This window comes from Peptostreptococcus faecalis (assembly GCF_900240845.1).
Classification (GTDB): Bacteria; Bacillota; Clostridia; order Peptostreptococcales; family Peptostreptococcaceae; genus Peptostreptococcus; species Peptostreptococcus faecalis.
Genome location: NZ_OERU01000002.1, coordinates 175,999 through 202,482, shown reverse-complemented (window position 1 = coordinate 202,482; position 26,484 = coordinate 175,999). Strand labels below are relative to the sequence as shown.

Sequence of the window (26,484 nt, the reverse complement as noted above, 5' to 3'; positions counted from 1 at the left end):
TTTATTTAAATATAAATATTTATATGATAATTATAACATACCTCTTAACTCCTTATCTTTTTGCAGCTCTAAAACCTGCTTCAATTGCTTCTTTTTCAGTTTTAAAAGTCTGCTCTGGAATTGTTCTATCATAATTTGCACTTCCTGGAAGATGATAAATCTTTTCTCCCTTGCTATTTATGTTTCCTTTTATAAGTTTTTCGTTATTATTATCATTATTATCTGTTTTATCATTGTAGTCATTATTATCTGTTTTATTTTTATAAGATTTACTACTATTAAAATCGTTGCTAGATATGCTATCATAATTATCTTCAACTTCTATAGCTTTATTTAGTTTACTATCACCATTTTTATAATTAATTTCAATTCCCGGCTGTACATTATGAACAAATACATTAAAATCTAATCCTTTACCATTATCTTCTATAGATTTTGCCTGCATATATACTCCTCTTGCTACTAGATCATCTCCCTTATATACCGGTTTTACTCTATATCTAACATGATTATTTGTATTATCAATATAATTTCGTATTTCATTTTCAAAAGCTAACATTCCTTCTGCGTTGAAATATCTTGTACCTGTTATTAAATTTAATTCATTGGCATTTTGACCAGTTAGCTGGTATCCAATTAAGTGACTTCTGTTATACAAATACTTCCCATCTACAGAATTATACTTTACCAACTTCCATCCACTCGGTCTTACCATACCTATTCTACCTCTTTTTTCAGTAGGCATTATGCTCTTGCCAACCATTGCATTTGCTTCTCCACATCTGTTTAAAGAATCTAATTTTGAAAAATCATCCCAAGTATCATTTTTTTTATTCATTTTCAACTCATTTTTTGTAAATGTTGATTTATTAGAATTTACAACAGTATACAATTGACCTTTAAATTCGATTACGCCTTCATTTTCTTCTCTATATGATATAATTTCATCATCTGACATTGACCCAACATCACTACTTTTACTTTGCTCTATATTTGAGGGTGCTTGTTTATCTGAGTTATTGCTACAACCTGATAGTAGAGTAATCATTGGAATTATAGATATTATTACTAGAAGCGTTTTTAGTTTTTTTATAAAATCTTTGTAACTATTCATTTTCTACTCCTTTTCGATAGATTTATTTTATTTATATGAATTATTTTTCATTATTATAACACAAAAAACAAAAGACCGATATTTATATCAGCCTTTTGTTTTTTTATTGTTTTTTATTGTTTTTTTATTAATTTTTCATATCATTCTATAAATTTTTATATAATAAACATTTTATAGTTTCTTATTGTCTTTCAAGTTTATGAACTTCATCAGCTCCAGTTCTATTTTCTTTTTTAAGTTTAAATGATTTATATCCTATTAACATTAAAACAAATATTCCCAACCATCCAGTGAATGGATAAACGGTGCTTACTAGCTTATCAAATGGCAAGAATCCTCCAATTAAAGCAAGTGCTGCTATTCCAAGAGATATAATTTTAAATTTTGGATGGTCATCGTTTACAAATCTATTTGTACACTGCCATAGTAGAGGCACTGCAGTAGAGAATATACCTAAAAGCAATATTATAGAAAATAAAATTGCTAATGTTGGACTTATCTGATCGGCTAAAAATAACGTAGGTATAGTTTTTCCTTGAAGAATATTAAACTGACAAAGTATAGCAAAATACATTAATATCGCTGCAATCATTAGTGATATACCACCTAAAATACCACCTGCTTTAGATACCCTAGTGTCATCTGTTGTTGATCCTAATCCAGCTAAAAATGCAACCACCATAATTACATTATATGAAGCATATAAAATTCCTGATATAAATGCATTTGGTGCAGGTTTGCCTACATCAGCAGCATTTAATGCTTCTAATGCCACTTGTAAATTATCAATATTTCTAAGTATACTAAATATAGATAGCAGTATTGTAAATACTATTATTACAGGTCCAATATATCCTATGATATCTGCCAATCTTTTAAGACCTAATGATACCGTAAAATAAGCAAGTATAGCTAATCCAACACGTCCCACATAATTTGGCATACCATAATATTCAGTAAGCGTAGAACCAGCTCCTGATATCATTATTACAAGCACTGCAAACAAGAAAAGTGGTACAAAATAATCTAAAAAAGTACCTATTAATTTTCCAGTGTAAAATGTAAAAATCTTCATTGAATCTTTAGGCTTTGTTACTGTCCCTCTATACAAAACTTCTGCTCCTAATACTGAAAATAATACCATCGAAACAGTCCCTGCCAAAAATCCAGATAATCCATATACAGAAAAAAACTGTAAAATTTCTTGACCAGTCGCATACCCAGATCCTATTACCGTAGCTACATACGAGCCCGCAAAAATCATCATTGTCTTAAAACTAAATTTTTTACTCATAATAACATATTCCTCCATTATTTTTTTGCCTACCAGCCCTGTATTTCTTCTAACACATCATCTCCAATCTCTCCATTTTTATATTCTTGCATTACTTTATCTATAATATCCATCGCTATATCTATTTCTTTTTCTGATATAACTATAGGAGGTTGAACTCTAAGTGTAGATTTATTTAAAAATATTAATACTACTCCTTCTCTCAATGCCTTATAGCATATTTTAGCTGTAGCTATAGGATCTTTTTCTCCAGTTTCAGGATTGATTATGTCTACTCCTATACTTAGACCTAAGCCTCTTATATCTCCTATAAAATCATACTTTTTTCTCAAATTTTTGAATTTTGATTTTACATATTCCCCTTTTTCCTTAGATACTGTATTTGCATCCATTCTCTCTAAAATTTCTATATTTTTTAGTGCTGCTGCACAAACTGTTGTATTAGCTGCTAAAGTGAAAATATGCGCTGGTGGATTTAGAGAATCTAGTATTTCTCTTCTTCCTACTACCGCTCCAAGTGGTAGACCTCCACCTAAAGATTTACCCATAACATATAAATCAGCATCCACACCAAAATGCTCTATAGAAAACCATTTTCCAGTTCTGCACAAAGCCATTTGTATTTCATCACAAATCAATAGTACATTATTTTCTTCACATATATTTTTTATTGCCTGAACCCATTCAATAGGTGGTATTATTATTCCCATATCTCCAGCAATTGGCTCTATTAGTATAGCTGCTACATCTTCTATTGGAAGATAATGTTCAAAGGCATCTTTCATTTCATTTATACAAAATTCCCAATCATAAATATCATTTGGATAATGAAAATAATAAATTTCAGGAAGAAGTGGACCTATTTTTCTTTTCATATTTAAACTTAATGCTGAAACTGAAACAGCTCCATAAGTACTTCCATGGTATGATTCACTCATTGATATAATTTTGCTTCTACCAGTGTACGCTCTTGCTAGTTTTATAGCTGCATCAATACTCTCAGATCCTGTAGTGCTATATAACACCTTGTTATCTTTGCCTGGAGTCACACTACATATTTTTTCTGCAAGTTGAATTGGTGAACTAGTATTAAAATATGCATATGTGTACTGTGTCAAATTTTCTAATTGATTGCTTATAGCTTCAGCTATTTCTTTATTTCCATGACCCAAATTTGCAGAACAAGCACTAGATAAAAAATCTATATATTCTTTTCCTTCAATATCATAAAGAATTGAACCCTCACCTCTCTCAAATGTGATGGGTGCATAAGAAATCTGTTGAGTTTTTGCTATAAACTCTGAAGCTTTTTCTTCAATTTTTTTACTATCTGTACCAAACATATAAATTCACCATCCTTCCTTAAAAAAGCTATTTTCTGAATTTTGCTAATTTATAGAAATTTTAGCATAAATTAAGTTTTTTTGCAATAAAAGTTATTTTTTAAATTATTTTTTTGTTTTTTTTTACTTTGTAATGTTTTCTTTTTTTATATAATATAAAGAATAACTATTCTGCTATATATAAATAATCTAAACACTTATATTTTCTTTAAAAAAATAATATTTTTTGTTAATATAATAGCATCTCTTATGAAAGTATAAAGTTATTAAGATATTTTATTTAACAACATAAAAATAGAAGGATTTATATTAACAAATATATCTCCTTCTATTTTTTATTACTATTGTATTTTTATATTATCATTATAATTCTTCTTTAACCACTTTTGTGAACTTCAAAAAATCGTCTATTTTTTTATCAAGTTTTGCAATAGTTCTTTCATTAGTCAACTTACCTTTTTCGTCAATATTTTTCTGTATGCTTGCATACAAAAATTCATTTTCTGATATACTATACATCTTAAATGAAGGCGAATTTAAAACTTGACGTAGATGTCCTTGCATTCTTGCTGTTCCAATACTTCCCATTGAGGCTCCCATTATCATATATGGTTTTCTCATCATTACGTATTCTCCTCTTGAAAACCAGTCCAATGCATTTTTTAATACCCCTGGTATAGAATGGTTATACTCAGGAGAAACTATAATTATACCATCCTTATCTTTTATAATTGATTTAGCTCGTAGTACAGATTCTGGAACATCTTCTTCCAAATCGCTGTTAAATAGTGGAAAATCCCTTATTTCAACAATCTCAAAATTTGCTTTTTCTGGATACTTATCAACTATATACTTTGCAATTTTCATATTATACGATTCTTTTCTTAAACTACCTACTAAGATACCTATGTTTAACATACTATACCCCTCCTATGTTTTAATTTATGCAACAGTTTATCTCTTTTAATTATTGTATCATGAATTTCAAAGAATATAATTACTTTTTAGAAATGTTTGACTTTTCTTTTAATACATGATATTATGTGTAAAATCAGAAAATTAAAAATAAATAACTTTATAGGAAGAAGAGTAATTTCTTGAAGCTTTTCCAGAGAATCTTCGTTTGGTGAAAGAAGATAAAGATAATAGAAATGAACATGGCCTTTCTCTAGGATTAGTCGAGGTATGATACTAAGATTAATATGGGGGCGCCCATTACAGCGCTAGGGTATAATTACAATTTGTAACGTACTTGAAAAGGTCATTATTGTGAAATAATGGTGAATTAAGGTGGTAACACGGAAACTATAGCTTTCGTCCTTTTATAGGACGAAGGCTTTTTTTATTTTATTTAATTTAAGGGGGATTACAATGAAAAATTTATCAGTAGAAACTTTATGTGTACAAGGTGGTTATGAACCAAAAAATGGAGAACCTAGAGTAGCTCCTCTATATCAATCAACAACTTATAAATACGATACTGCAAATGAGGTTGGAGATTTATTCGATTTAGTGAAAGAGGGTCATATGTATTCTAGAATATCGAATCCTACTCTCGATATATTCGAAAAAAAGATCGCTCAAATGGAAGGTGGAATTGCTGCAGTTTCTACTTCTTCAGGACAATCTGCAAATTTATTGGCTATTTTGACTCTATGTAAAAATGGAGATCATATAATCGCTTTTAATAATTTATATGGAGGAAGCTTTGTACTTATACAATCTAGATTAAAAGATTTTGGAATTGATACGACTTTTGTAGATTTAGGTGATAGTGATGAAGAAATTGAAAATCATATAAAAAGTAATACTAAGTTAATCTTTGGTGAAACCTTAGGAAATCCTGGAGTAAAAGTATTTGATATTGAAAGATATTCAAATTTAGCACATAAAAATGGACTTCCTTTGATAATAGATAATACTTTTCCAACACCTTACCTTTGTAGACCTATTGACTTTGGTGCTGACATAGTTACACACTCATCAACTAAATATTTAGATGGTCATGCTACTTGTGTTGGAGGTGTAATAGTAGATTCTGGTAAATTTGATTGGACAAATGGAAGATTTAATTGCTTAACTGATCCAGATCCAAACTACCATGGTTTATCATATACAGATACTTTTAAGGAAGCTGCGTATATTACAAAAACAAGAGTTGTATTTTTAAGAGATCTTGGAACAACAATGAGTCCATTTAATGCTTTTTTAACTAATATTGGAACTGAAACACTTGCCCTTAGAATGGAAAAACACTCTTCAAATGCACTAACTGTAGCTAAATTTCTAGAGACAAACCCTTATGTTGATTGGGTAAACTATCCTTTATTGGAATCTAGCTCAGACTATGATTTAGCCAAAAAATATTTAGATAAGGGCGCTAGTGGAATAATCGCTTTTGGAGTAAAAGGTGGCGTTGAAGAAGGTAAAAAATTTATTGATAGCTTAAAGCTTGCATCTTTAGTTGTTCATGTTGGAGATGTAAGAACACACGTACTACATCCTGCTAGTATGACTCATAGACAGTTGTCAAAAGAGGCTCAATTAGACGCAGGAATAGAAGAAAATATGATTAGATTATCTGTTGGAATAGAAAATGTAGATGAAATAATTTCAGATTTACAACAAGCTTTGGAAAGGAGTTCTTTATAATGCCATTGATAGTAGAAGACAATTTACCAGCACATAAAGTATTACAAGAGGAAGATGTTTTTATAATGACAAAAAATAGAGCTGAAACCCAGGATATTAGACCAGTTGATATAGCAATTTTAAACTTAATGCCTAATAAAGAAGAAACAGAAATTCAAATATTAAGATCAATATCTAACACGCCGTTGCAGATTAATATTGATTTAATAAAAACAGAGTCATATACATCTAAAAATACAGAAGAAAAATATTTAAATACATTCTACAAAAATTTCAAAGATATAAAGAATAAAAAGTACGATGGTATGATAATAACTGGAGCACCTGTAGAAAAAATGGACTTTGAAGAAGTTGCTTACTGGGAAGAGCTTAAGGAGATATTTGAATATGCTAAAGAAAATGTATATTCAACAATGTTTATATGCTGGGCTTCTCAAGCGGCACTTTACTATTATTATGATGTTCCTAAGCATTTTTCTGATAAAAAAATATTTGGTATCTATGAGTACGAAGTGAAAAATAAAAATCTTCTTACAAAGGGATTTGATGATATATTTTTATCTCCTCAATCAAGACATACATACACAAAAGAAGAAGACATCAAGAAAATTAAAGATTTGAATATAATATGTTCTAGAGAAGATACCGGCGTTTGCTTATCAACTAGTAATGACAATAGATTTATATTTGTTTCTGGACATAATGAATACGATAAAAATTCGCTTTTCAAAGAATATAAAAGAGATTTAGACAGTGGATTAGAAATAGAAAAGCCAATAAATTATTTTGATGATAATGGAAATATAAAGATAACTTGGAGATCCCACGGAAATGCTCTATTCAGTAATTGGATTAATTATTGTGTATATCAGGATACACCTTACTGTATAGATAAAATAACAGGGAAAAGCATTAAATCTTAAATACACAATAGAACACTATAAAAAAATAGGGATGATAAAATATTTATCATCCCTTTAAATTCTTATATTAAAAATTTATACTAGAGTAATTCCTCCATCAACATACAAAACTTGTCCTGTAACATAGCTAGATGCGTCACTAGCAAAAAACAATAATGCTCCGTTTAGTTCTCCTCTTTTAGCAGGTCTTCCTACTGGGTTCACAAAATTGTATTTAGTTAAAAATTCATCTGATTTAAATAATGTACCTTCTGTCATTTCAGACTCAAATAATCCTGGTCCTACTGCATTACACGTAATTCCAAATTGACTATGGCTTGCCGCAATACCCCTCGTAAGTCCTATAACTGCTGATTTTGAAGCATTATATGCATGTCTTATAAATGGTGGATTTTTATCTGCTATCAATGCATTTACTGAAGCAGTATTTATTATCTTTCCATAATTCTGTTTTTTCATATGAGGAACTGCATACTTACAAGCTAAATAGATTCCATTTACATTGACTTCCATCATTTTATTCCAGTCTTCTGTAGACATGTCATCTACTCCACCTCTAAGAGCTATACCAGCATTATTTAGAAGTATATCAACTTTCCCAAACTCTTTGATAATTGTATCAAAAGCATTTTTGACATCATCTTCATTTGAAATATCACACTTTACTGTTAAAGCTATTTTATTATACTTTTCATTTATTTCCTTCGCTACTTCGAAAAGCTTTTCCTCACGTCTAGCCAATAGTGCCACGTTTGCACCTGCTTCAGCAAAAGCTCTTGCTGCATCTGCTCCTAATCCACTTGATGCACCTGTGATTACTGCAACTTTTCCTTCTAAACTAAATAAATTCATATAACTATTCCTCCCTCATGTTAATATTTACAACATATTAAATAACCATTTTATAAAGGTAAAAATTATGTATAAATTACATATTTTATACCCTCTTAAAGGCTACTTCTAACATTTATATATCATATGCATCTTTATTTTAAAACTATATTAAGATTTTATAAATAAATTATAATATTTTATAAAAAAAATATACTAAAAATTGCTTTTCTGCTATAATTTTTGATGATTAAATTAAAAAGGAGTTATTTATATGAAAAATAATAATATTACTAGCAATAAATTTGCTGGAATCAATGCGTTCCAACTTAAAATACTAGGACTTATTCTGATGGTATTTGATCATATACATCAAATGTTTTATATGTTTGGTGTTCCGCAGTGGTTTAATATGTTAGGGAGACCTGTTGCACCTATATTTTTATTTCTATCAGCGGAAGGATTCTATCATACAAGGAATAAATTCAAGTATATGCTTAGATTGTGGGTTGCTTCAATAATCATGGGACTGCTTTCCATAGTTATTCAAGATACTTTCAAGTCAGAGATCGTACTGCTTAATAATATTTTTTCTACTATATTTTTATCTATATTTTTTATGTGGGTGATAGACAATATTATTAGCGGTGTGAAAAATAAGAAAATATCACAGTTACTTATGGGAATTGGTTTATTTGTACTACAAATATCCATATCTTTTATAACATTAATGATTCTACCTACTAATCCTGATGTTGGGAGAATATTATTTATAATATTCCCTAATATTTTATCAACTGAAGGTGGATATATGTTTATTTTACTAGCGCTATCTTTTTACTTTTTAAGAAAATATGGCAAATTTATAAGAATAGTTATTCCTATGGCTATTGTTTCAATACTTTCATTCATGTCAGGACAATTAATCCAGCCTCTTATGATATTGGCTATTATACCTCTTTTAATGTACAACGGACAGCCTGGTAGAAAAGGATTCAAATATCTATTCTATGTATTTTATCCAGCTCATATATATGCATTCTATATTATCTCTTATTTTATGCAAGCTAAATAAAGATACTATAGAAGATATTAATTTTATTAAATGAAATAATAAAAACCCTGCAAATTGTTATAACAAAACAATTTGCAGGGTTTTTATAGTAACTGTAATTTATTGATTTTTACTACATATTTCCTCTATTTTTAATTTTTTATTTATTATATTAGTGATATAAAAGTCATATATATTATCATAAAAAATACACTATGAAATGTTATAAAGAGTAAATAATTTTTTATCTTTCCTTTTATTATGAAATGATTTTTCAACTTACTAAAAAATGATTTTATATGAATAACATCCCATGAATTAAACCTTATTTCTCTTCCCATGTATATTCCTGTTGATATAAGCAGCATTAAAACCAACGCGCTTAAAAATAAATAATCTTTATGTATTGTCCTTTGATACATAATGATTAAAAAAAGACTTTGTACTGCTACTATATTTAAAATTGTATTTAATATTCCAGATAAGGAAAATGATAAAATCGATACTATATCATACCAAATAGGTACTTCCTTTTCATCCATTTCTCTATGTGTTAAATTAAGCTCTGTTATTAAATATCCTGAATTAGGTAAAAGCAACAACCAAAATAAAAGTCCTATAAAATATATATAATTTCCTACATAGTACATAAAATTCAGATTACCATAAGCGACCATAATCCTTGTTAAAAATGTAATTACAATAGTTATTAACAAAACTATTAACGGTAATACTGAAAGTTTAAAATTCCAAATCATTGGTCGAAACAGTTTAACTCCAAATATTTTTGGTCTAACTAGTATAGTAATTAAAGAATAAATATTTAATAAAAACGTTATAGTTACTAGCGAGACGAACATTTCTTTCAATATAATTTCCTCCTTTATTTTTATCTGCAATTTCTGCATTTCAAATTTCTATTTATGCCTTGTTCTATATTTTCAATACCCCAATTAACTAATTTTTCCAATATCGGAACAAGGCTTTTCCCCCTATCTGTGAGAGAATACTCTACTCTAGGTGGAATCTCGTTATATTGGATTCTGCTAACTAAAAGATCTTTTTCTAACTCTTTCAACGACTGAGATAACATTGTATTTGTTATTTTTTCCAACTTTCTTTTTAAAACTCCATATCTCTGCGACTCATTTGCTGCGAGTATACATAATATGGGAAGTTTCCATTTTCCACCAATAGCCCCAACTACATTCAATATAGGACAAAACATAGATTCTTCGTCATATAGTTTATGTGTCTCTTCTTTAGATTCCATAATAAAATCTCCCTAAAAATACTCCTTTACTCAGTTTTTTAATATCAAGTATTAAAAAACTGCTTACTTGCATTTTATCTACCTTGTATTATAATTATATCAACAGATTTATGTTTTTACAAACAATTAAAAGTATATTTTAATATGGAGGTGTTAGAATGAAAGTATTGGATTTTTTAAATAGTGCAAAAATTTATTATTTATCAACGGTAGAAGGTGATCAACCTCATGTAAGGGCACTTGGCTTTGTAATGGATTATAATGGTAAGATTTCTTTTTGTACAGACAACAGGAAAAAAATGTATGCTCAAATGCAAAAAAATCCTAAGGTAGAAGTTTGCGCAGTAGACAAAAACCTTAACACGCTAAGAATTACTGGTACTGTAGAGTTTATTACTACTGAAGATTCACAAAAAAAAGCACTAGAAGTTATGCCTGATTTAGCAAACCTTTACAGTGTTGGAGATGGTAAATTTGAAATATTCTGCATTAATAACCCTGTATTAAAATGCTATGAAATGAGTGGCAAAAAAGTAGATGTAGAATTATTATAGAGACATATAAATAACCCCACCTCATATGCGGTGGGGTTATTTATTGTATTCTTCCTATAACGTATCAAAAAAATTTTAAGGTTTAAAAAATATTTTCATAGCTCCATAAGACCCTATTGCCATAAGAGCAAAAATCAAGCTTACTAAAATTGGCGTTAGTATCTTATAAGAATACAATTTCAATTTATTATTTTCGCTGTTAATTTCTCCTACACTTTTATTTTCTAAAAGAGCTATTAACTCTTTGTATTCATCAATATTATTTAATGTTTTTAATTTTTCTACTTTTCGTGACGCGTAAAAAGCAATTGCCCATAGAAATCCCATCGGAATAAAACTCCAGTATCCTTCTAAATAATATATAGAAGGTCCAACAGAAATCATCGCTAATAACATGAAAATAATCATAATTTTTATATACTTATTAATTTCTGAATCAGAAATACTTTTTTTCATTTCTTTCAAATCTCCTTTCACTAATTCGTCTAAAGATATTCCATAAAGAATACTTAATGCTATTAAATTTTGAACATCAGGAAAACTTCTTCCATTTTCCCAATTTGATACTGTTTGACGGGAAACAAACAATTTTTCGGCCAATTCTTCTTGCGATAAATTTAATTCTTTTCTTTTAAATTTTATCTGTTCGTTAGGATTCACTTGTTAACCTCCTCAAAAATATAATAGCTAACTTTATATATCTTGCGTTAGCAAAAGTACTTATATTTTAATGTTTTTTAATGATAAATTCACTTTACATAGTATACATTAACATCTTTTTATATTAAATTGATCATATTACCTTTATTCTTTATAAATTATTAAGTACAAAATAAATTATTAAGTACAAAAAAGTGCGCCCAAAATTTTGTTTACATTTTACTTTTAGCGCGCACTTCAATTTATAGTATAATATTTTATTTACAGCTATATCCCTATATTAAAATATTTGTATATTTTAATTTTCTAAATACTTTTTTGAATATTTTTTTTGATAAATAGCAAATATAATAAATAAAAAACTTTTTATCTCGTCTAGAAAGTATACTCCAACAAAGTTGTTTATTTTTACTATAAAAATAATATTCTTTCAAGAAATTAACTTTTTCTTGTCTACAAGCTCTAATATCATATGAAGCATTTACCCATGCTATCTCATGTTTCATTTCATTTTCTACTTGCTCTTCATTTAAAAAACTAATATTTTCATTAGTCGTATAATATTTATAAACGTTATATAGAAATTCCTTATTAACAACATTGTTTAATTGCATTTCAATAGGTAGTCTACAATTTATTTCAATTAGATAATATTTATTTTCTAAAGATGAATATTTAAATTCCATCATAGATATTCCTTCATATTTTGAGTTTTTAAGAATTTTATACGCAATATCTAAGATATCTTTATTATAACAAATAATATGACAACTACCCATTCCAAACAAACTTGGATACTGTCTTTTTTTTCTTACAATATTGGCAATATGTACATTCATATTTTTATCTGTAAATGTAGTTACACAGTACTGATTTTCTATTGTTCCTTTAATATATTCTTGAATTACTAGAGTCTCTACATATTTATTATATTTTAGAAAGGCATCCTCAAGCTCTTGAAAAGTATCGCAAAGTATAACTTTTTCATTTATTTCACTCACTTGTTTCGAAGGTTTAACAAGTACAGGAAACGCTAGTTTTTCAACTACTCGAGTAAGTTCATTAATATCTGATATTGAATAAGTCTTAGGAATATCAATAGATAGCTCATTTGCTACCTTATAGAGTAGTGATTTATTCATTAGAGATTCTGTAATACTCGCATCACTTGAATATGGTATCAAACAATATTCACTCAATGTTTTTTTATTATTTAATAAATATTCTACATATTCATCACTATCTGTAAACACAATAATTTTAGAGTGATTTCTTTCGCTAATTTCTTTTAAAATTTTTGTTATTTCATTATTATTTTTTATCAATATAGAATTATTCATTTTTGTCTTTAATAGGTAGTTTCTCTTAGATACACCTGTTACATTCATATTGTGTTCTACTAAATTTCTAACAGTTGCTAAAGCCCCTAAACTTCCCATTAGGACAACACATGAATAATTTTCTTCTACTTCTCTCATATTCAATACCGCTTTCTATTCATCTAAATATACTCTCAATTTTTTCTCTATAAGATAAATTATATTCCATATTTTTTTTAAGTCTAATAGAAGATGTTGTTGTTTTCATATTTTCAAACTCTTTACATTTTTTTTCTTTTTCTATTATACTTCGCATATTTTCAAAATCCAACTTATGAAATATTTCAACAGCATAGCAATTATTTCTAAACATTTTTCTTTTTTCTCTATCATTTATGCAAATTATAGAGAAATCTATATATTTTTGACTCCTATAAATATCTAGTAATTTTCTTTTACTCATTATATCATTTATATTTAATGATGATATACAATTAATTGAACCTGCCTGTAAGCTATTATTTATTTCATAAAAATATAATTCTAAATAATCACCTTTATTAGATTTTAATACATTTAATAATGCAAAACTTGTTTCTCTATGATCACTCGTACAATCTGTTACTGACGGAGTAAAAATAATATCAAATTTATTATCTTTTAGCATAGACTCTATACTATTTTCTAATTTTTTTCTTTCGATATCTAATGTTGTATTTGTAAAATTCAATGTTGAAGTATTTGTTCCTAAAATGCTTGAGACTTCATCAGACTCTTTCTTTCTTATAGCAGATATCTTTTTAGGAAAATTTTCATAGCTAATAAGTGAACCATCCGTTAAAAACAGAACTGTTATATTATTATTTTCAGAAAGTCTAGCTAAAGTTCCACCAAGACCTATTATTTCATCATCTTGATGAGGAGACATAACTAATATATTTTTATTTTTCATATTCAAATCTAACAACTCATAGTTATGATTTATTTTATTTTTTTTATAATAAGAATTTAAATATATTTTATTGTATACATTTGCTACAGGAATAATAATTTTTTTTATTTTATTTTTGTTCATAAGTACTCTCCACTTTTATAAAGTATATTTTAAAATAACACTATATTAATAATACACTATTCTTAATATTAATCAAATATTTATACATATATTTTACTACAATATAAATGTTTTTTAATATTTATAATTACTTATGTTTTATCCATTTTATATTGAATTGCTTTCTACACCATAGTTTTCAGTAATCTTTTTCAAGCTAAATCCTCTACCACTTACTTCACTAGCATTGAGAGCTACAATGAATGCCATCTCATCTATATCCAATATAGATTCTTTTATCTTGTGGAAATCTTTATCATATATAACTGCCATTATCATTTTGCTCTTGTTATTAGCATATCCACCTTGCATTGGAATAAGAGTAGTACCTTTATTCTGATCTCTAATCAGCATTTCGTTAATGACCATATATTTTTCTGAAATTATAAGTATCGTTTTTGACCTTATAAATCCTACTTGAACCATATCTATTACACGTCCAATTATAAATAGACAAATCAGCGAATATAATACTAAGTTTGTATTAAATACCAACATTGCAGTCATAATTATTACACTGTCTAATATAAATATAGCTAGCCCTAAGGAAATATGAAAATATTTATTCAATATTTGTGCTAAAATAGCCGTTCCTCCAGTAGATGCATTTCCCCAGAATACTAGACCCAATCCCACTCCAGTAGTAACTCCTCCATAAATAGCACCCAGTAATAGGTTATTAGTCAAAATTGGCACACTTGCTGTAATACCTACAAAAAATGGATATATCATACTACCATATACCGTTTTTAAAAAAACTTCTTTTCCTAATAAGAAATAACAAATTATCAAAAGAGGAATATTTATTGAGTATAAAATAATTGCTACATTCCATTCAAATAAATTATTTAATATTATGCTGACTCCATTTGCGCCACCTGCTACAATCTTATTTTGCAACAATATTGAGTTAATGGATATTCCAAGTAACAAAGCTCCTATTGTAACATAAAGCAATTCTTTTAATCTTTGAGTATTTTTTACTTTATTCAATTTACCACATCCTTTTCTTTGTATTTAAATATATTACTTATTTAACTAATTAAAAATTAATATTAACTAAATATAAGCATTTTAGTATTATAACACAAAATAAAATAGCGATACACATATATCGCTATTTTTTACTTCAATTTTATTATATTATATTTAGTTTTATTTCACTTAATACTATTGAGTTTACTATTCTTCTGATTCATCTGATTCTTCATCTTCTTTAGGAAGTAAATGCATCTTAACCTTTTGAATTCTATGATTAGATACCCTTAACACATAAAACTCTGCATTATCAGTCTTTATAAATGGTTTTTCTCCATCTTTAGGTATATATCCTAATTCATTTATTAAAAATCCACTGATTGTTTCATGTTCTTCTTCTGATAATTCTAATTCAAACTCTTCATTTAGATCAGTTATTTCATATGATCCAGATAATATATAGTTTAAGTCATCTATTTTTTGAAAATCTATTTCTTCTTCATCAAATTCATCTTGTATATTACCCATTATTTCTTCTACCAGGTCTTCCATAGTTACAATACCGCTAAATCCGCCATATTCATCTACAAGTATAGCTATATGCTTGCGATTAGATTGTAATTCTTTGAATAAAATATCTATATTTTTACTCTCAGGTATAAAGAAGGCATCTCTTAAAACAGATCTAACGTTAACATTGTTAAATCCAACTTTATAAGCTTCTTTTATGAAGTCTTTTATATACAATATACCGATTATATTGTCTATACTATCTTCATACACTGGTATACGCGAGTGTTTCATCTCCATTATTTCTTTTAAACTCTCTTCTAATGGTTCATCAATATCAATTGCACACACATCTGTACGCGGAGTCATTATTTCATGTGCTAATATATCATTAAATTCGAATACACCTTCTAACATTTCATGTTCTGTTTCATTAAAAGTACCGCTTTTCTTTGCAGAAGCTAACATAGATCTAATTTCTTCTTCTGATACGTCTTCTTCTAAGTTCTCACTATTGATTCCAAATAATCTTAAGACTAGTGATGTAGAAAATGACAGTAATTTTACGAATGGAAACGAAATTTTTCCTATAAATCTTATAGGTCTTACTACAAATAAAGACATTGCTTCCGCTTTAACCAACGCAATACGTTTAGGAACTAACTCCCCAAATACTAAGTTAAAAAATGCTAGTATTATAGTAATCGAAACAAAAGACACTGTATCACTAAATGGAGTACCTATACTTTCAAGTATTTTTGCAAAAGGTGCAGAAAGCTCTTTAGCAGCTATGGCTGATGAGAATAATCCTGCAAGTGTTATTGCTACCTGTATTGTAGAAAGAAAATTAGTAGGTTCTGAAATTAATTTTTCAACTAATTTAGCTCTTTTATCTCCATCCTCTGAAAGTTTTTGAATTTTGTTTTTGTTTACTGATACTATTGCAATTTCACTGGCAGCGAAAAAAGCATTTATCAATGTCAACACTAATAATAATAAAATTTTAGGTAAAATTTGGGCGCTCGGATCTGAATCCATAATTTATATTTACTCCTTTCAAACTATAAGTTTTCACACTATTTTAACATTAATATTCAATTCTGTAAAGACCTCGCAATACTACAGAGTCTATCTATCAAATTTTATGTATTTATTAATATATTTATATAATAATTCAATGTAAAAAAGCAGTAAAATATTTAATTTAATCCTAATTATTCATTACTTCATTATTTCTGACATCATACATACACCCTTTGCACCGTTTAATATTGCTAATTTTGATTTTTCTTCATCTATTCCACCTATAGCATATACTGGAATTTCAATACTTTCACAAACATCATTTAAAAAACTTAATCCTCTTGGCTCTAATCCCTTTTTGCACTCTGTATTAAATATATGGCCAGCTACTACAGACGTTGCTCCTAAGCTATAAGCGATTTTTGCTTCATTTACACTATGTACAGAGACAGATATATCTTTATAATATTTAAAAAATACTTCTTTGTTATATTCATTACAACAAATACTCTTAATATCATTAAGAGGTAATTGTATTTTATTTATACCAAAATCAATTCCTTCTTTCCAGTTCCTATGCAGTATTATATCTACGCCATAATACTTACATACTTTCATAACTTCTCTTAGTAAAGATGCATATTCTTCTCTCGAAAGATCTTTTTCTCTAAGTACAACTCCTTCTATTGTAAAACTTGATAAATAATCACCTTTTTTATATAAATATAAGACTTCTTCTAACCTTTTTGGTAGATTTTTACATAATTTTCGATTTGTAATAATTCTTAGATTTGTCATTTTAACACCTTATAAATTCGTCGTGTCAGTTAAATTTATATAATCACTCATAACAGGTTGTAGTCCTGATGATTTAATTGATTCAAAAACTTCTTTTACAGTTCTTGAGTCAGATATTTCAAATTGCTCGTCTCCTGTACAATCATCATTTTCCATAGAATGAGCACCTATTCCTGTACTAACACCTGCCGAAACTTTCGTAGCCGCTATTTTAATTATATTATCTCTAAAATTTGCATTTTCTCTTGTTGAAACAGTTATATTAGAAAATGGTAGAAAAAGCCTATATGCACAAATTACTTGTAATAACTCTCTTTCATGTACATCTTTTGGATTTATTTTATCATTATTTATTATAGGTCGAAGCCTAGGACAAGAAATTGATATTTCGGCATGAGGATATTTCTTTTGTATTAGATAAGCATGATATCCTGTAGCAAAAGCATCTTTTCTAAAATCATCTAACCCCAATAAAGCAGCAAAACCAACTCCTCTCATTCCACCTCTTAAAGCTCTTTCTTGAGCATTAATTCTATATGGAAATATCCTTTTGTGCCCTGCAAGGTGTAATTTTTCATATTTATCTGAGTTGTATGTTTCTTGAAATACAGTTACAAAATCTGCACCACATGAATTTAAATATGAGTATTCGTCTGTATTCAAAGGATATATCTCCACCCCTACTACATTAAAGTATTTAGTAGCTATCTTGCATGCATTTCCTATATATTCTAAATTAGAATTTTTTCTACTTTCTCCGGTTAAAATTAAAATTTCTTCTAGCCCTGTTTCTGAAATAGCAATCATTTCTTTTTCTATACTATCTAAATCTAACTTAAGCCTCTTTATTTTGTTGTGTATATTAAAGCCACAGTATATACAATAATTCTCACAATAATTAGCGATATATAACGGTGTAAACATGCTTATTGATGTTCCAAAGTGATTTCTTGTTTCTATTTGAGCTTTGCGAGCTATATCTTCTAAATATGGAGTTGCAGCTGGAGATAGTAAGCTTTGAAAGTCTTTTATTGATATATATTCTTTTGAAAGTGCTTCTTTTACATCATCTTCTGAAAAATTATAATAGTTGTATCCGTTCATTTCATATATAACTTTGTCCATAACATCTGATTCTATCTTTTCCATACCTTTCATATATTTCATATGATCACTTCTATTTGTCATTTTTTATCACCTCCTAAATACTATCCTAATCTTTTAAAAATGATGTCAATGGAGAAGATGCTGCCCCACCTTTTTCCAATACTCTTCCTACTTTTGACTTATATGCCAATCTTCCGGAATCTATTGCTAATTTGAATGCTTTTGCCATCATAGGTATATCACCTGCCGTTGCTATTGCTGTATTTGCCATAATTGCAGATGCTCCCATTTCCATAGCTTCGCATGCTTGAGATGGTTTTCCTATTCCTGCGTCTACGATTATTGGAAGTTCTATTTCATCTATTAATATCTGTATAAATTCTTTTGTAAGCAATCCCCTATTAGATCCTATAGGTGATCCAAGAGGCATAATACTTGCTGCACCTGCATTTTTTAAATCCCTTGCTATGTTTAAATCTGGATACATATAAGGCATTACTATAAATCCTTCATTAGCTAAAATATCAACTGCCTTTATAGTTTCCACGTTATCAGGGAATAAGTATTTTGAATCTCTTATTATTTCTATCTTAACAAAATCACCGCAACCACATTCTCTTGAAAGCCTTGATATTCTAACGGCTTCTTCCGCATTTCTAGCACCAGCAGTATTAGGAAGTAGAGTTACATTTTTAGGTATATGATCCAGTATATTTTCTACATTTCCTCCCATAGCTCTTTTAAGAGAAACCGTCACCATTTCAGCACCTGCATACTCCACTGCATTATTAATCAAATCTATAGAGTATTTCCCTGTCCCCAATATAAATCTAGAATCGAATTCTTTATTTCCAATTATTAGCTTGTCCTTCATAACATCCTCCTTATTAAATTTTTTATTCATCTTTTATTAATTTTAAAACTACATTAGCTTGATGCCCTGCACATATACATACCTTTGGTGCCATCATTCCTTCTACTTTTTTAAAATCTGATTCTTCATCTCCACACACGTATAAATTTTTAAATTTTTTATGTGTTAAAATGTTATTTGCATTTTCTATTCCTGCCATTCCAGATCCTGAAATAATTATTTTATCATTGTATTTAGAAAGTATTTCTCCAACTATCATAGCTTTAGTATCTGCATCGTCTAATGCTTCACACACATATTTTTCATTTTTTATAATTTCATTAATATTATTTTTGTCGATTTTTAAGTTTTTTACTTCAACTTCAACAAATGGATTAATTTCATTTATAATATTTTTAAGTGCTTCCGTCTTTTTCATTCCTATATGTGATGTATTATAGTACTGCCTATTGATATTACTTGGCTCCACTATATCATAGTCAACTAATATCAACTTTCCTAGTCCACTTCTAGCTAAATAAACTGATATATTAGATCCTAGTCCTCCAAGTCCTAATATACATACTCTAGCACTTTTAAATTTTTTGTAATATTTTTCTCCAACTCTTTCAGTTATCATCTTTTCATCTAATTTAAATCCATTTAAGGTAGTTATCATTATCCGCCTCCTACAAAACATACAATTTCTACTCTATCTCCATCAGATAAATAAGTAAATTCATATAATTCTTTTTTTATAACATTTTCATTTAACTCTACTGCAATTCTTTTGGTATCATATTTTTTTTCTTTTAAATACTCTAGCAGATTACTATGCTCTATTTCCTCTTTTTTCCCATTGATAAATACCAATATTATCACCTCCTTATTCTTATCAAAAACAAAAAAACGCACGAAGAGAATTGACACCCTTGGTGGTGTCCCCCTTCGTGCGTTTTACTTTACACACTATACTTATATATTAACAATATGTTCGTATCTTTTCAATATATAATACTGTATTTTATTATTTATTTTTTATATTTGTTTTTTTAATATATTAATACTATCTATACTCTTTAAAAAACCAAATCTTGTAACTCTTTATTTTGTTTAAATAGCCCTGCTGCAAATGGGCAAAGAGGCATTATCTTTAAATCATTTTTTCTAGCATATTCTACGGCAGACATAACTAGAGCTTTTCCTACTCCCTGGCCTTTGAATTCATCATTAACGCCTGTATGGTCGATTATGAACTTGCTCTTTCCTACCCAAGTATAAGTCATTTCTCCCATCTCTTTCTCACCTTCTAGTGCTATAAACGCACCTTTTTGTTCGCCATTATTATGTACTATTTTCATATTCGAAGTCTCCTTTTTGAGTTTATATTTAATCTTCTCTAAAACTTAATGCCCCTGATGGACAGAGATTAATTTGATTTTTCAACTCTTCTACAGTAGCATTTTCAGGTCTTATCCAAGGTCTTTCTTTTGGAAAATAAACATTTGGCAATGTTGCTGAGCAAACACCTGCATGAGTACATTTTTCTGGTTGCCAAATAATTGTTAAATTGTCCACTTTGTATTCTTTCATTCCACTTCACCACCTGCACTTAAATTTAATCACTTAAGCCGATTATATCATATATTTCATAACATTAAAAATATATAATATAATTCAATTTATTTGTTTTTATAATCTATCTTTAGTAAATCCAATATGAAAGTGAATATTGGAATCCCAAGTATAAAGCCCCAATTTCCCATAAATAGACTACTTACAAATAAAACTATAAATATAAAAAATATTGGTAAATTAGTTTTGCTTGACATAAACTTAGGATTTAAGAAATATGCCTCTATAAAATGTACAACTATAACCGTAATAAGCACGACCAATACACCATTAATTCCATTTTGATAAAATGCAATTATACATAATGGAATAGTTGACATTACTGCTCCTGCAACTGGTATAAGGCTAAATACAAATATCATAACTACAATTGTGAGAGTTTGATGAAATCCAAATATCATTAGAGATATGGTTGTAAGTACTGTATTACAAATTGCAATAAAAATTTGTGCTTCTATTACAACTCCAAATGTATTTATAAACTTTTTAGCAAAAAATACTATATCTTCAAAAAACCATGAAATTTCACCTTCAAGAAATACTTTTGAAAAATTGCTTATTTTCTTTTTCTCAATCATAAATAGAAAACTAAGGAAAAATGCAGCTACTAAAGACATTGCTATTCTACTAAAAGAAGAAATATATTTCAATAAAAGACCTGCTCCATTTTTAAGTTCTTCAAAAATATTTGAATCATTTAAATAACCAATTAAAATTTCTATTACTTCATTATCTGAGGAAAAATTATTTTCATAAAATTCTATCATGGATGTCAGCGTATTGCTAAGTTGATTAACGGCATCTGGAACATACATTGTTATAGCAATATAAATAAATAACAGTATACCTACATATGATACTAATACGATCACAAAAGAAGGTACTTTTACATATTTAAGTGCAAATTTTTCAAACGATACAGACAAGTATATAAATATAAATGTTAGTAATATTGTTGTTATTATACTTTTAGATAGATACAATAACAAAATAATAAAAGAAAAAACGATAATTCTTCTTAATTTAATATTATTTATAAATTTTTCATATAAACTAATTAAAATCTCCTCCTTAAAATTCTTTGTAATTTGAGATTACAAATTTTTTAAACGCTAATATCTTTGAATATAAATAATATTATATCATGAAAATATAACACTAAATCATAAGTTAATATTAAGATTACTAAATTTTTATTTAAATCCACCCTTTATTATGTTTTGAAATATGTATTATATTAGAATAAAAAAAACAAGATAGATAAAATAAATTATCCATCTTGTTTTTTAGTGTATATTTCTTTAATATTTTAAGCTTAATGTACTATTAACATAAATACAAAGTGAGCTACTATTCCTGCTACTAACCCACCTATTGTGTGTGATATTATTGCTTTACTTGCAAGAGGTCTTGAATCTAAAGCATCCATCATACCTATATGTGTACTTAAATATCCAGACCAACACATACCCATAGCTGTAAATACTGCTATTTCATTCGGTCCTGCAACACCTGTTTTTATAAATTCAGGTACTAATGACATCGCTGCACCCACTGCTCCCAGTGAAGTTACAGGGAAAGCTATTGCTTCTGGAGATTTAAATCCAAATAAAGGTTCCATTATAAAGCTTATTTTTTGCCCTAGGTATGGTAGTAATTTTACACCTTCATAAGCAGCACCTGTATATGTACCATCAGAAGATGGTCCGAAAGTCAACATCATAACTAATGTACAAACTATTAGTACGCCTGGTATTATTGCCATTCCCATTTCAACACCATTTTTCCCACCTTCTAATAGTGCATCTAGTATTCTTTGGAATAAATTACCATCTCTTACAAGTCTAAATTCTCCCATATCATTATCTTCTTCATCTGAAGTTAACACTATATAAGGGTCATTTTTACTTTCACCGTAATATTTTTTAGTTTGCATAGTCATTAATCTTACACTAACTATACTACCTACTATCGCTCCCAAGTTACCTATTAGAGCTGGTGCTATAAATTGCTTACCTTGAGCTATCATGAAAGTTGTTACTATTAATCCCATTCCGAAAGCTGTACCAAGATTACATAATGCTGGTACTTGATATTTCTTAAAGTACTGTGTAAACGTGTCATCCTTTGCAAAAGATATAATTGCCGGATTATCTGATAGATATGTTGCTATTACTCCTGTTATACTTGCTCCTGGCAGACCGTAAAGCGGTTTCATAAGCGGTGCAAATATCTTGTTTATAAGAGCAATCGCTCCAAACTCTGACAACAGACCACTTATTGCTCCTGCTAATACTGCCATTGCCATTATTAAGAATACTGTTTGAAGTAGTAAATCATGTGCTGTAGCCATCATTGTTTTAAACATTAAACCAGCGCCCATTATTGAACCTACCCAAGCAAATCCTCCTATAAAAATAAATAAAAACACAAAAGTTTCGAGCGATATCGCTTTTACCTTTTTCCGTCCATTCATACGTTGTTACCTTCCTTTCAAGTTTTTTTCTAATTTTGGACTAAAGAATTATACAACTTTTCAAATATAATTATAACATTATTTAACAATCATTTCAATCAAAAAGCATATTACCTTACTGATATTAAATATAATATTAACTATATATAAAATCAATAAGATTTTCAGTTAAATTAATTTATATTAATTGTATTAATTCTTATTTATATTTAAATTATTTTCTGACAATTTTATACAATATTGTCTAATAAAAAACAATATTTTTTATAAAAACGAGTAAGCTCTATATATTATAGGGCTTACTCATTAATAAATATAAATTTTTATCCAACACTTCTATTTGTAATCACACAGAATCTATTATTTATAAAATTACTAATCTTTATTACTTTATTTGAGAGAAAACATCTTGATATATTGTATTCTCTCCTCCTACAAAATATATTGTATTAATATTTTTAACCATATCCTTAACACTACTTGGTAATTCATTTTTCTTAATTAATAACATTGGTGCATTAAGAGTCTTTGTAAGTGAAGAAGCAGCTAGTGCATCTACTGAATTTTCTCCACTAGCAACAATAAATGCTTTTGAATCAGGATTGGATATCTTCGATATTTTAGATGCGGTTTCATATCTATCTTTTCCTGCAATTCTTTCACTTTTTATGCTAATATCAGATACCTTTTGTTCTAAATTCGATGATATAGAATTTTCTCCACCAACAATTACTAATTTCTTCATATTATTTACTTTTAAATAACTTCTTACAGAGTTATGTAAAGAGTCTTTTTTAGACATAAATATAGGTAATCCATTTTTTGTAGCTAATGATGATATCGATAGTGCATCCACATTATTAATTCCATTTACAATAATTGCAGTATCTGCAGATTTATTCATTCCGTATACAGCATTTGCAATTTTTGAAGACGTCTCATATCTATCTTTTCCTGCAATTCTTTCTACTTCTAACCCATTCTTTTTTAATGATTCAACAACCGCATCCGAGACAGAATGTTCTCCTCCTACAATAGTTATATATTTTGCATTAAGTCTCTTTATTTCATTTAGAGTTTTCGAAGAAATACTATCAACATTTGTAAGGAGTATCGGTGCAGATTTTAAGCTAGCATATGAAGATGAAGTCAATGCATCAGAAGTATTGTAGGCATTTACTATTACTACGTGATCAGAAGTATTGTAGGCTTCTTTACTAATATTTATAGCTGTTTCAAATCTATCTCTACCTGATATCCTTTTCTTAGAGATTTTTAAATCTTCCACTTTACTAAATATTGAATTAGATGTAGATCCTTGTTGTGTTGATTTATTTTTTTCAGCAGAATTTGTTCCATTAGTATCTTCTTTTTTCGTATCAGTAACGTCTATTTCTGCTACTGTTACAAGTTCTATTCTTTTCTTGTATTCTTTCTCTTTTTCTTCATCATTTACAAATCTATTTACAAGTTCTTTTGCTCTATAATAAGCATTAGTCAAATCATTTTGAGTTGCACTCTTGTCAAGTTTTAAACTCTCATAATACTTAACAGCAGTATCTACTATTCTCTTTTTGAAGTCTTCTTTTTCTTTGTCGCCTTCTACAAATATAATTCCATCTATAGCTTTATCTTTTGCATTTTCTTTTTCATATTCTGATGTACTTTTATCAGAACCTATTTTTTCATATTCAGAAACAGCATTTTCTGTCTTAACATTAGGATTTATACCTATATTTATATCTACTGTATTTTTTGATTCATTTTTACTTATAGTTATTTCTATATCTCTAGAATCAATTTCTCCACTATCAATGACTCTGTATTCTATATGTAAACCATTCTTTATAAAAGGATTTGCAAGCTCTTTAATTCTATTTAAAGCAGACTCATCAGTTACTGGTCCACTCTGAAGAGACCTTGCAGATCTACCAATATTTTCGATTCCAAGAAGAGCAGTATTTACAAGATACAAATCATCTGAATTTAATATTTCATTATTTAGTTTAGTCTTAATATTTTCATCGTAGACTCTATTTACAGCTTCTATTGCTCTATCTTTAAATCTGTTAAAAGTTGTTTCATCTGGTAAATCTTCTAGCTCTATATCTGATATACCATTTAATCTATTAACCTCTGAAGTTGCAAAATCTTTATATAACGAATCATATTTTTTATCAATTGGCAATTTTCCTAGTGTCCTAATTACATAATCTCTTTCAGTCTCAGAGTATCTAGAACTATCTCTATAACGCTCTACAGCAATTTTAGCTTCATTTTCTAGAGTTTCAATATCTTTAGATTCTACATCTACATCCATTGCTTGCGATATATTTCCCCCTATAGCAGAGAATCCTATCGCTGTTGATAATACAATTGAATATGCTTTTTTGTTCATTTGTAACTGCTCCTTTTGCTAATTATTAATTGATTTTTATTGTTTTAGAATACCGATAATCTTTATTAATTGTAACACAATATAAAACAAAATGAAACTTTTTTTATTTTTATTCATCAATATCAAAAATAGTATTATTTTTATATGTTATTTCTTATATTTTTCTTTTTATAATAAAATATATAAAAGTGAAAACGATATATTTTTTATTATATAATCTTTTGTAAAAAAACAAAATAACAGTTCTTTCAATAGTACATTTATATATAAATATCATAATATAAAATATATATAAATATCGCTTTATATTTACAACAAAATTCCTATACGTGTTTATAATCCATATTTTGTGATATAAATATACTATTATAACATCTTGTTGTATGGACTATTTATATATAACATTTATTATCAAAAAATATATACTTAATTCTATAAGTTTTCACCGTATATATTCAATGCAAATACTAAATTTATAAATTGATTTTTATCGTGATAACTTAAATAGAAATAATAATAATGTTCTAATGCTTAAATACTTCATAAATATTTATTTTTAAAAATTAAAGGAGGTT

26 protein-coding genes and 1 other annotated feature are annotated in these 26,484 nt (G+C 27.9%); of the genes, 4 read left to right on the top strand and 22 right to left on the bottom strand.

What is annotated here, in order from left to right:
• Positions 1 to 52: 52 nt before the first annotated feature.
• The 4 genes from C0982_RS06220 to C0982_RS06205 all read right to left on the bottom strand — a co-directional run bounded on the left by C0982_RS06220 (position 53) and on the right by C0982_RS06205 (position 4,669).
• Positions 53 to 1,114, bottom strand: a complete 1,062-nt coding sequence (locus C0982_RS06220; RefSeq protein WP_242961518.1) for a DNA/RNA non-specific endonuclease — start codon at positions 1,112 to 1,114, stop codon at positions 53 to 55.
• Positions 1,115 to 1,295: 181 nt separating this feature from the next.
• Positions 1,296 to 2,408, bottom strand: coding sequence for a YkvI family membrane protein (locus C0982_RS06215; RefSeq protein ID WP_101773395.1), 1,113 nt, complete (start codon positions 2,406 to 2,408; stop codon positions 1,296 to 1,298).
• A 29-nt stretch (positions 2,409 to 2,437) separates the two neighbouring features.
• Positions 2,438 to 3,751 (bottom strand): aminotransferase class III-fold pyridoxal phosphate-dependent enzyme, encoded by a 1,314-nt coding sequence (locus C0982_RS06210; RefSeq protein ID WP_101773394.1) that lies wholly within the window; start codon positions 3,749 to 3,751, stop codon positions 2,438 to 2,440.
• 363 nt (positions 3,752 to 4,114) lie between these two features.
• Positions 4,115 to 4,669: an NADPH-dependent FMN reductase gene (locus C0982_RS06205; RefSeq protein ID WP_101773393.1), complete on the bottom strand. Its 555-nt coding sequence runs from the start codon at positions 4,667 to 4,669 to the stop codon at positions 4,115 to 4,117.
• A 149-nt stretch (positions 4,670 to 4,818) separates the two neighbouring features.
• Positions 4,819 to 5,076 (top strand) — a binding site (T-box leader).
• A 46-nt stretch (positions 5,077 to 5,122) separates the two neighbouring features.
• Here C0982_RS06205 and C0982_RS06200 point away from each other — a divergent pair.
• Positions 5,123 to 6,403 (top strand): O-acetylhomoserine aminocarboxypropyltransferase/cysteine synthase family protein, encoded by a 1,281-nt coding sequence (locus C0982_RS06200; protein WP_101773392.1) that lies wholly within the window; start codon positions 5,123 to 5,125, stop codon positions 6,401 to 6,403.
• Positions 6,403 to 7,326, top strand: a complete 924-nt coding sequence (locus C0982_RS06195; protein WP_101773391.1) for a homoserine O-succinyltransferase — start codon at positions 6,403 to 6,405, stop codon at positions 7,324 to 7,326. The genes C0982_RS06200 and C0982_RS06195 overlap by 1 nt, the downstream gene beginning before the upstream one ends.
• A 75-nt stretch (positions 7,327 to 7,401) precedes the next feature.
• On the opposite strand, the gene C0982_RS06190 is transcribed toward C0982_RS06195, so the two are convergent.
• Positions 7,402 to 8,178 (bottom strand): SDR family NAD(P)-dependent oxidoreductase, encoded by a 777-nt coding sequence (locus C0982_RS06190; protein ID WP_101773390.1) that lies wholly within the window; start codon positions 8,176 to 8,178, stop codon positions 7,402 to 7,404.
• 253 nt (positions 8,179 to 8,431) lie between these two features.
• On the opposite strand from C0982_RS06190, the gene C0982_RS06185 reads away from it, so the two are divergent.
• Complete coding sequence (locus C0982_RS06185; protein ID WP_101773389.1) at positions 8,432 to 9,232, top strand: TraX family protein; 801 nt, start codon at positions 8,432 to 8,434, stop codon at positions 9,230 to 9,232.
• 146 nt (positions 9,233 to 9,378) lie between these two features.
• On the opposite strand, the gene C0982_RS06180 is transcribed toward C0982_RS06185, so the two are convergent.
• Positions 9,379 to 10,071 (bottom strand): DUF1361 domain-containing protein, encoded by a 693-nt coding sequence (locus C0982_RS06180; protein WP_242961525.1) that lies wholly within the window; start codon positions 10,069 to 10,071, stop codon positions 9,379 to 9,381.
• Positions 10,072 to 10,100: 29 nt separating this feature from the next.
• Entirely contained in the window at positions 10,101 to 10,484 is a 384-nt protein-coding gene (locus C0982_RS06175; RefSeq protein WP_101773387.1) for a winged helix-turn-helix transcriptional regulator, read from the bottom strand.
• Positions 10,485 to 10,642: 158 nt separating this feature from the next.
• On the opposite strand from C0982_RS06175, the gene C0982_RS06170 reads away from it, so the two are divergent.
• The gene (locus tag C0982_RS06170) at positions 10,643 to 11,038 is read left to right on the top strand and encodes a pyridoxamine 5'-phosphate oxidase family protein (protein WP_101773386.1); all 396 of its coding nucleotides are present in this window, start codon (positions 10,643 to 10,645) and stop codon (positions 11,036 to 11,038) included.
• 75 nt (positions 11,039 to 11,113) lie between these two features.
• Here the strand turns inward: C0982_RS06170 and C0982_RS06165 are convergent, their stop codons facing one another.
• The 15 genes from C0982_RS06165 to C0982_RS06095 form a co-directional block, all read right to left on the bottom strand.
• Positions 11,114 to 11,698 carry a helix-turn-helix domain-containing protein gene (locus C0982_RS06165; protein ID WP_101773385.1) on the bottom strand — a complete coding sequence of 195 codons (585 nt, stop codon included), beginning with the start codon at positions 11,696 to 11,698 and terminating at the stop codon, positions 11,114 to 11,116.
• 275 nt (positions 11,699 to 11,973) lie between these two features.
• On the bottom strand, positions 11,974 to 13,176 hold the full coding sequence (locus C0982_RS06160; RefSeq protein ID WP_101773384.1) for an ATP-binding protein: 1,203 nt from the start codon (positions 13,174 to 13,176) through the stop codon (positions 11,974 to 11,976).
• A 19-nt stretch (positions 13,177 to 13,195) separates the two neighbouring features.
• A complete protein-coding gene (locus C0982_RS06155; protein ID WP_101773383.1) occupies positions 13,196 to 14,092 on the bottom strand; it encodes a PIG-L deacetylase family protein in 897 nt (298 codons plus the stop codon).
• Positions 14,093 to 14,239: 147 nt separating this feature from the next.
• Positions 14,240 to 15,124 (bottom strand): YitT family protein, encoded by an 885-nt coding sequence (locus C0982_RS06150; RefSeq protein WP_101773382.1) that lies wholly within the window; start codon positions 15,122 to 15,124, stop codon positions 14,240 to 14,242.
• A gap of 189 nt (positions 15,125 to 15,313) precedes the next feature.
• On the bottom strand, positions 15,314 to 16,657 hold the full coding sequence (locus C0982_RS06145; protein ID WP_101773381.1) for a hemolysin family protein: 1,344 nt from the start codon (positions 16,655 to 16,657) through the stop codon (positions 15,314 to 15,316).
• Positions 16,658 to 16,840: 183 nt separating this feature from the next.
• Positions 16,841 to 17,440, bottom strand: coding sequence for a thiamine phosphate synthase (locus C0982_RS06140; RefSeq protein ID WP_101773380.1), 600 nt, complete (start codon positions 17,438 to 17,440; stop codon positions 16,841 to 16,843).
• 9 nt (positions 17,441 to 17,449) lie between these two features.
• A complete protein-coding gene (thiH, locus tag C0982_RS06135) occupies positions 17,450 to 18,628 on the bottom strand; it encodes a 2-iminoacetate synthase ThiH (RefSeq protein ID WP_101773379.1) in 1,179 nt (392 codons plus the stop codon).
• Between the two features lie 25 nt (positions 18,629 to 18,653).
• Positions 18,654 to 19,421 (bottom strand): thiazole synthase, encoded by a 768-nt coding sequence (locus C0982_RS06130; protein ID WP_101773378.1) that lies wholly within the window; start codon positions 19,419 to 19,421, stop codon positions 18,654 to 18,656.
• A gap of 22 nt (positions 19,422 to 19,443) precedes the next feature.
• Complete coding sequence (gene thiF, locus C0982_RS06125; RefSeq protein WP_180946888.1) at positions 19,444 to 20,079, bottom strand: sulfur carrier protein ThiS adenylyltransferase ThiF; 636 nt, start codon at positions 20,077 to 20,079, stop codon at positions 19,444 to 19,446.
• Positions 20,079 to 20,273 carry a sulfur carrier protein ThiS gene (thiS, locus tag C0982_RS06120; protein ID WP_101773377.1) on the bottom strand — a complete coding sequence of 65 codons (195 nt, stop codon included), beginning with the start codon at positions 20,271 to 20,273 and terminating at the stop codon, positions 20,079 to 20,081. The genes thiF and thiS overlap by 1 nt, the downstream gene beginning before the upstream one ends.
• Before the next feature lie 206 nt (positions 20,274 to 20,479).
• Positions 20,480 to 20,761: a GNAT family N-acetyltransferase gene (locus C0982_RS06115; RefSeq protein ID WP_101773376.1), complete on the bottom strand. Its 282-nt coding sequence runs from the start codon at positions 20,759 to 20,761 to the stop codon at positions 20,480 to 20,482.
• Positions 20,762 to 20,789: 28 nt separating this feature from the next.
• The gene (locus C0982_RS06110) at positions 20,790 to 20,993 is read right to left on the bottom strand and encodes a (4Fe-4S)-binding protein (protein ID WP_101773375.1); all 204 of its coding nucleotides are present in this window, start codon (positions 20,991 to 20,993) and stop codon (positions 20,790 to 20,792) included.
• Between the two features lie 89 nt (positions 20,994 to 21,082).
• Positions 21,083 to 22,045 (bottom strand): AI-2E family transporter, encoded by a 963-nt coding sequence (locus C0982_RS06105; RefSeq protein WP_278336041.1) that lies wholly within the window; start codon positions 22,043 to 22,045, stop codon positions 21,083 to 21,085.
• A gap of 305 nt (positions 22,046 to 22,350) precedes the next feature.
• Positions 22,351 to 23,511, bottom strand: coding sequence for a CD0519/CD1768 family membrane protein (locus C0982_RS06100; protein WP_101773373.1), 1,161 nt, complete (start codon positions 23,509 to 23,511; stop codon positions 22,351 to 22,353).
• A 385-nt stretch (positions 23,512 to 23,896) separates the two neighbouring features.
• Entirely contained in the window at positions 23,897 to 25,909 is a 2,013-nt protein-coding gene (locus C0982_RS06095; RefSeq protein WP_101773372.1) for a cell wall-binding repeat-containing protein, read from the bottom strand.
• Between the last annotated feature and the right edge of the window lie 575 nt (positions 25,910 to 26,484).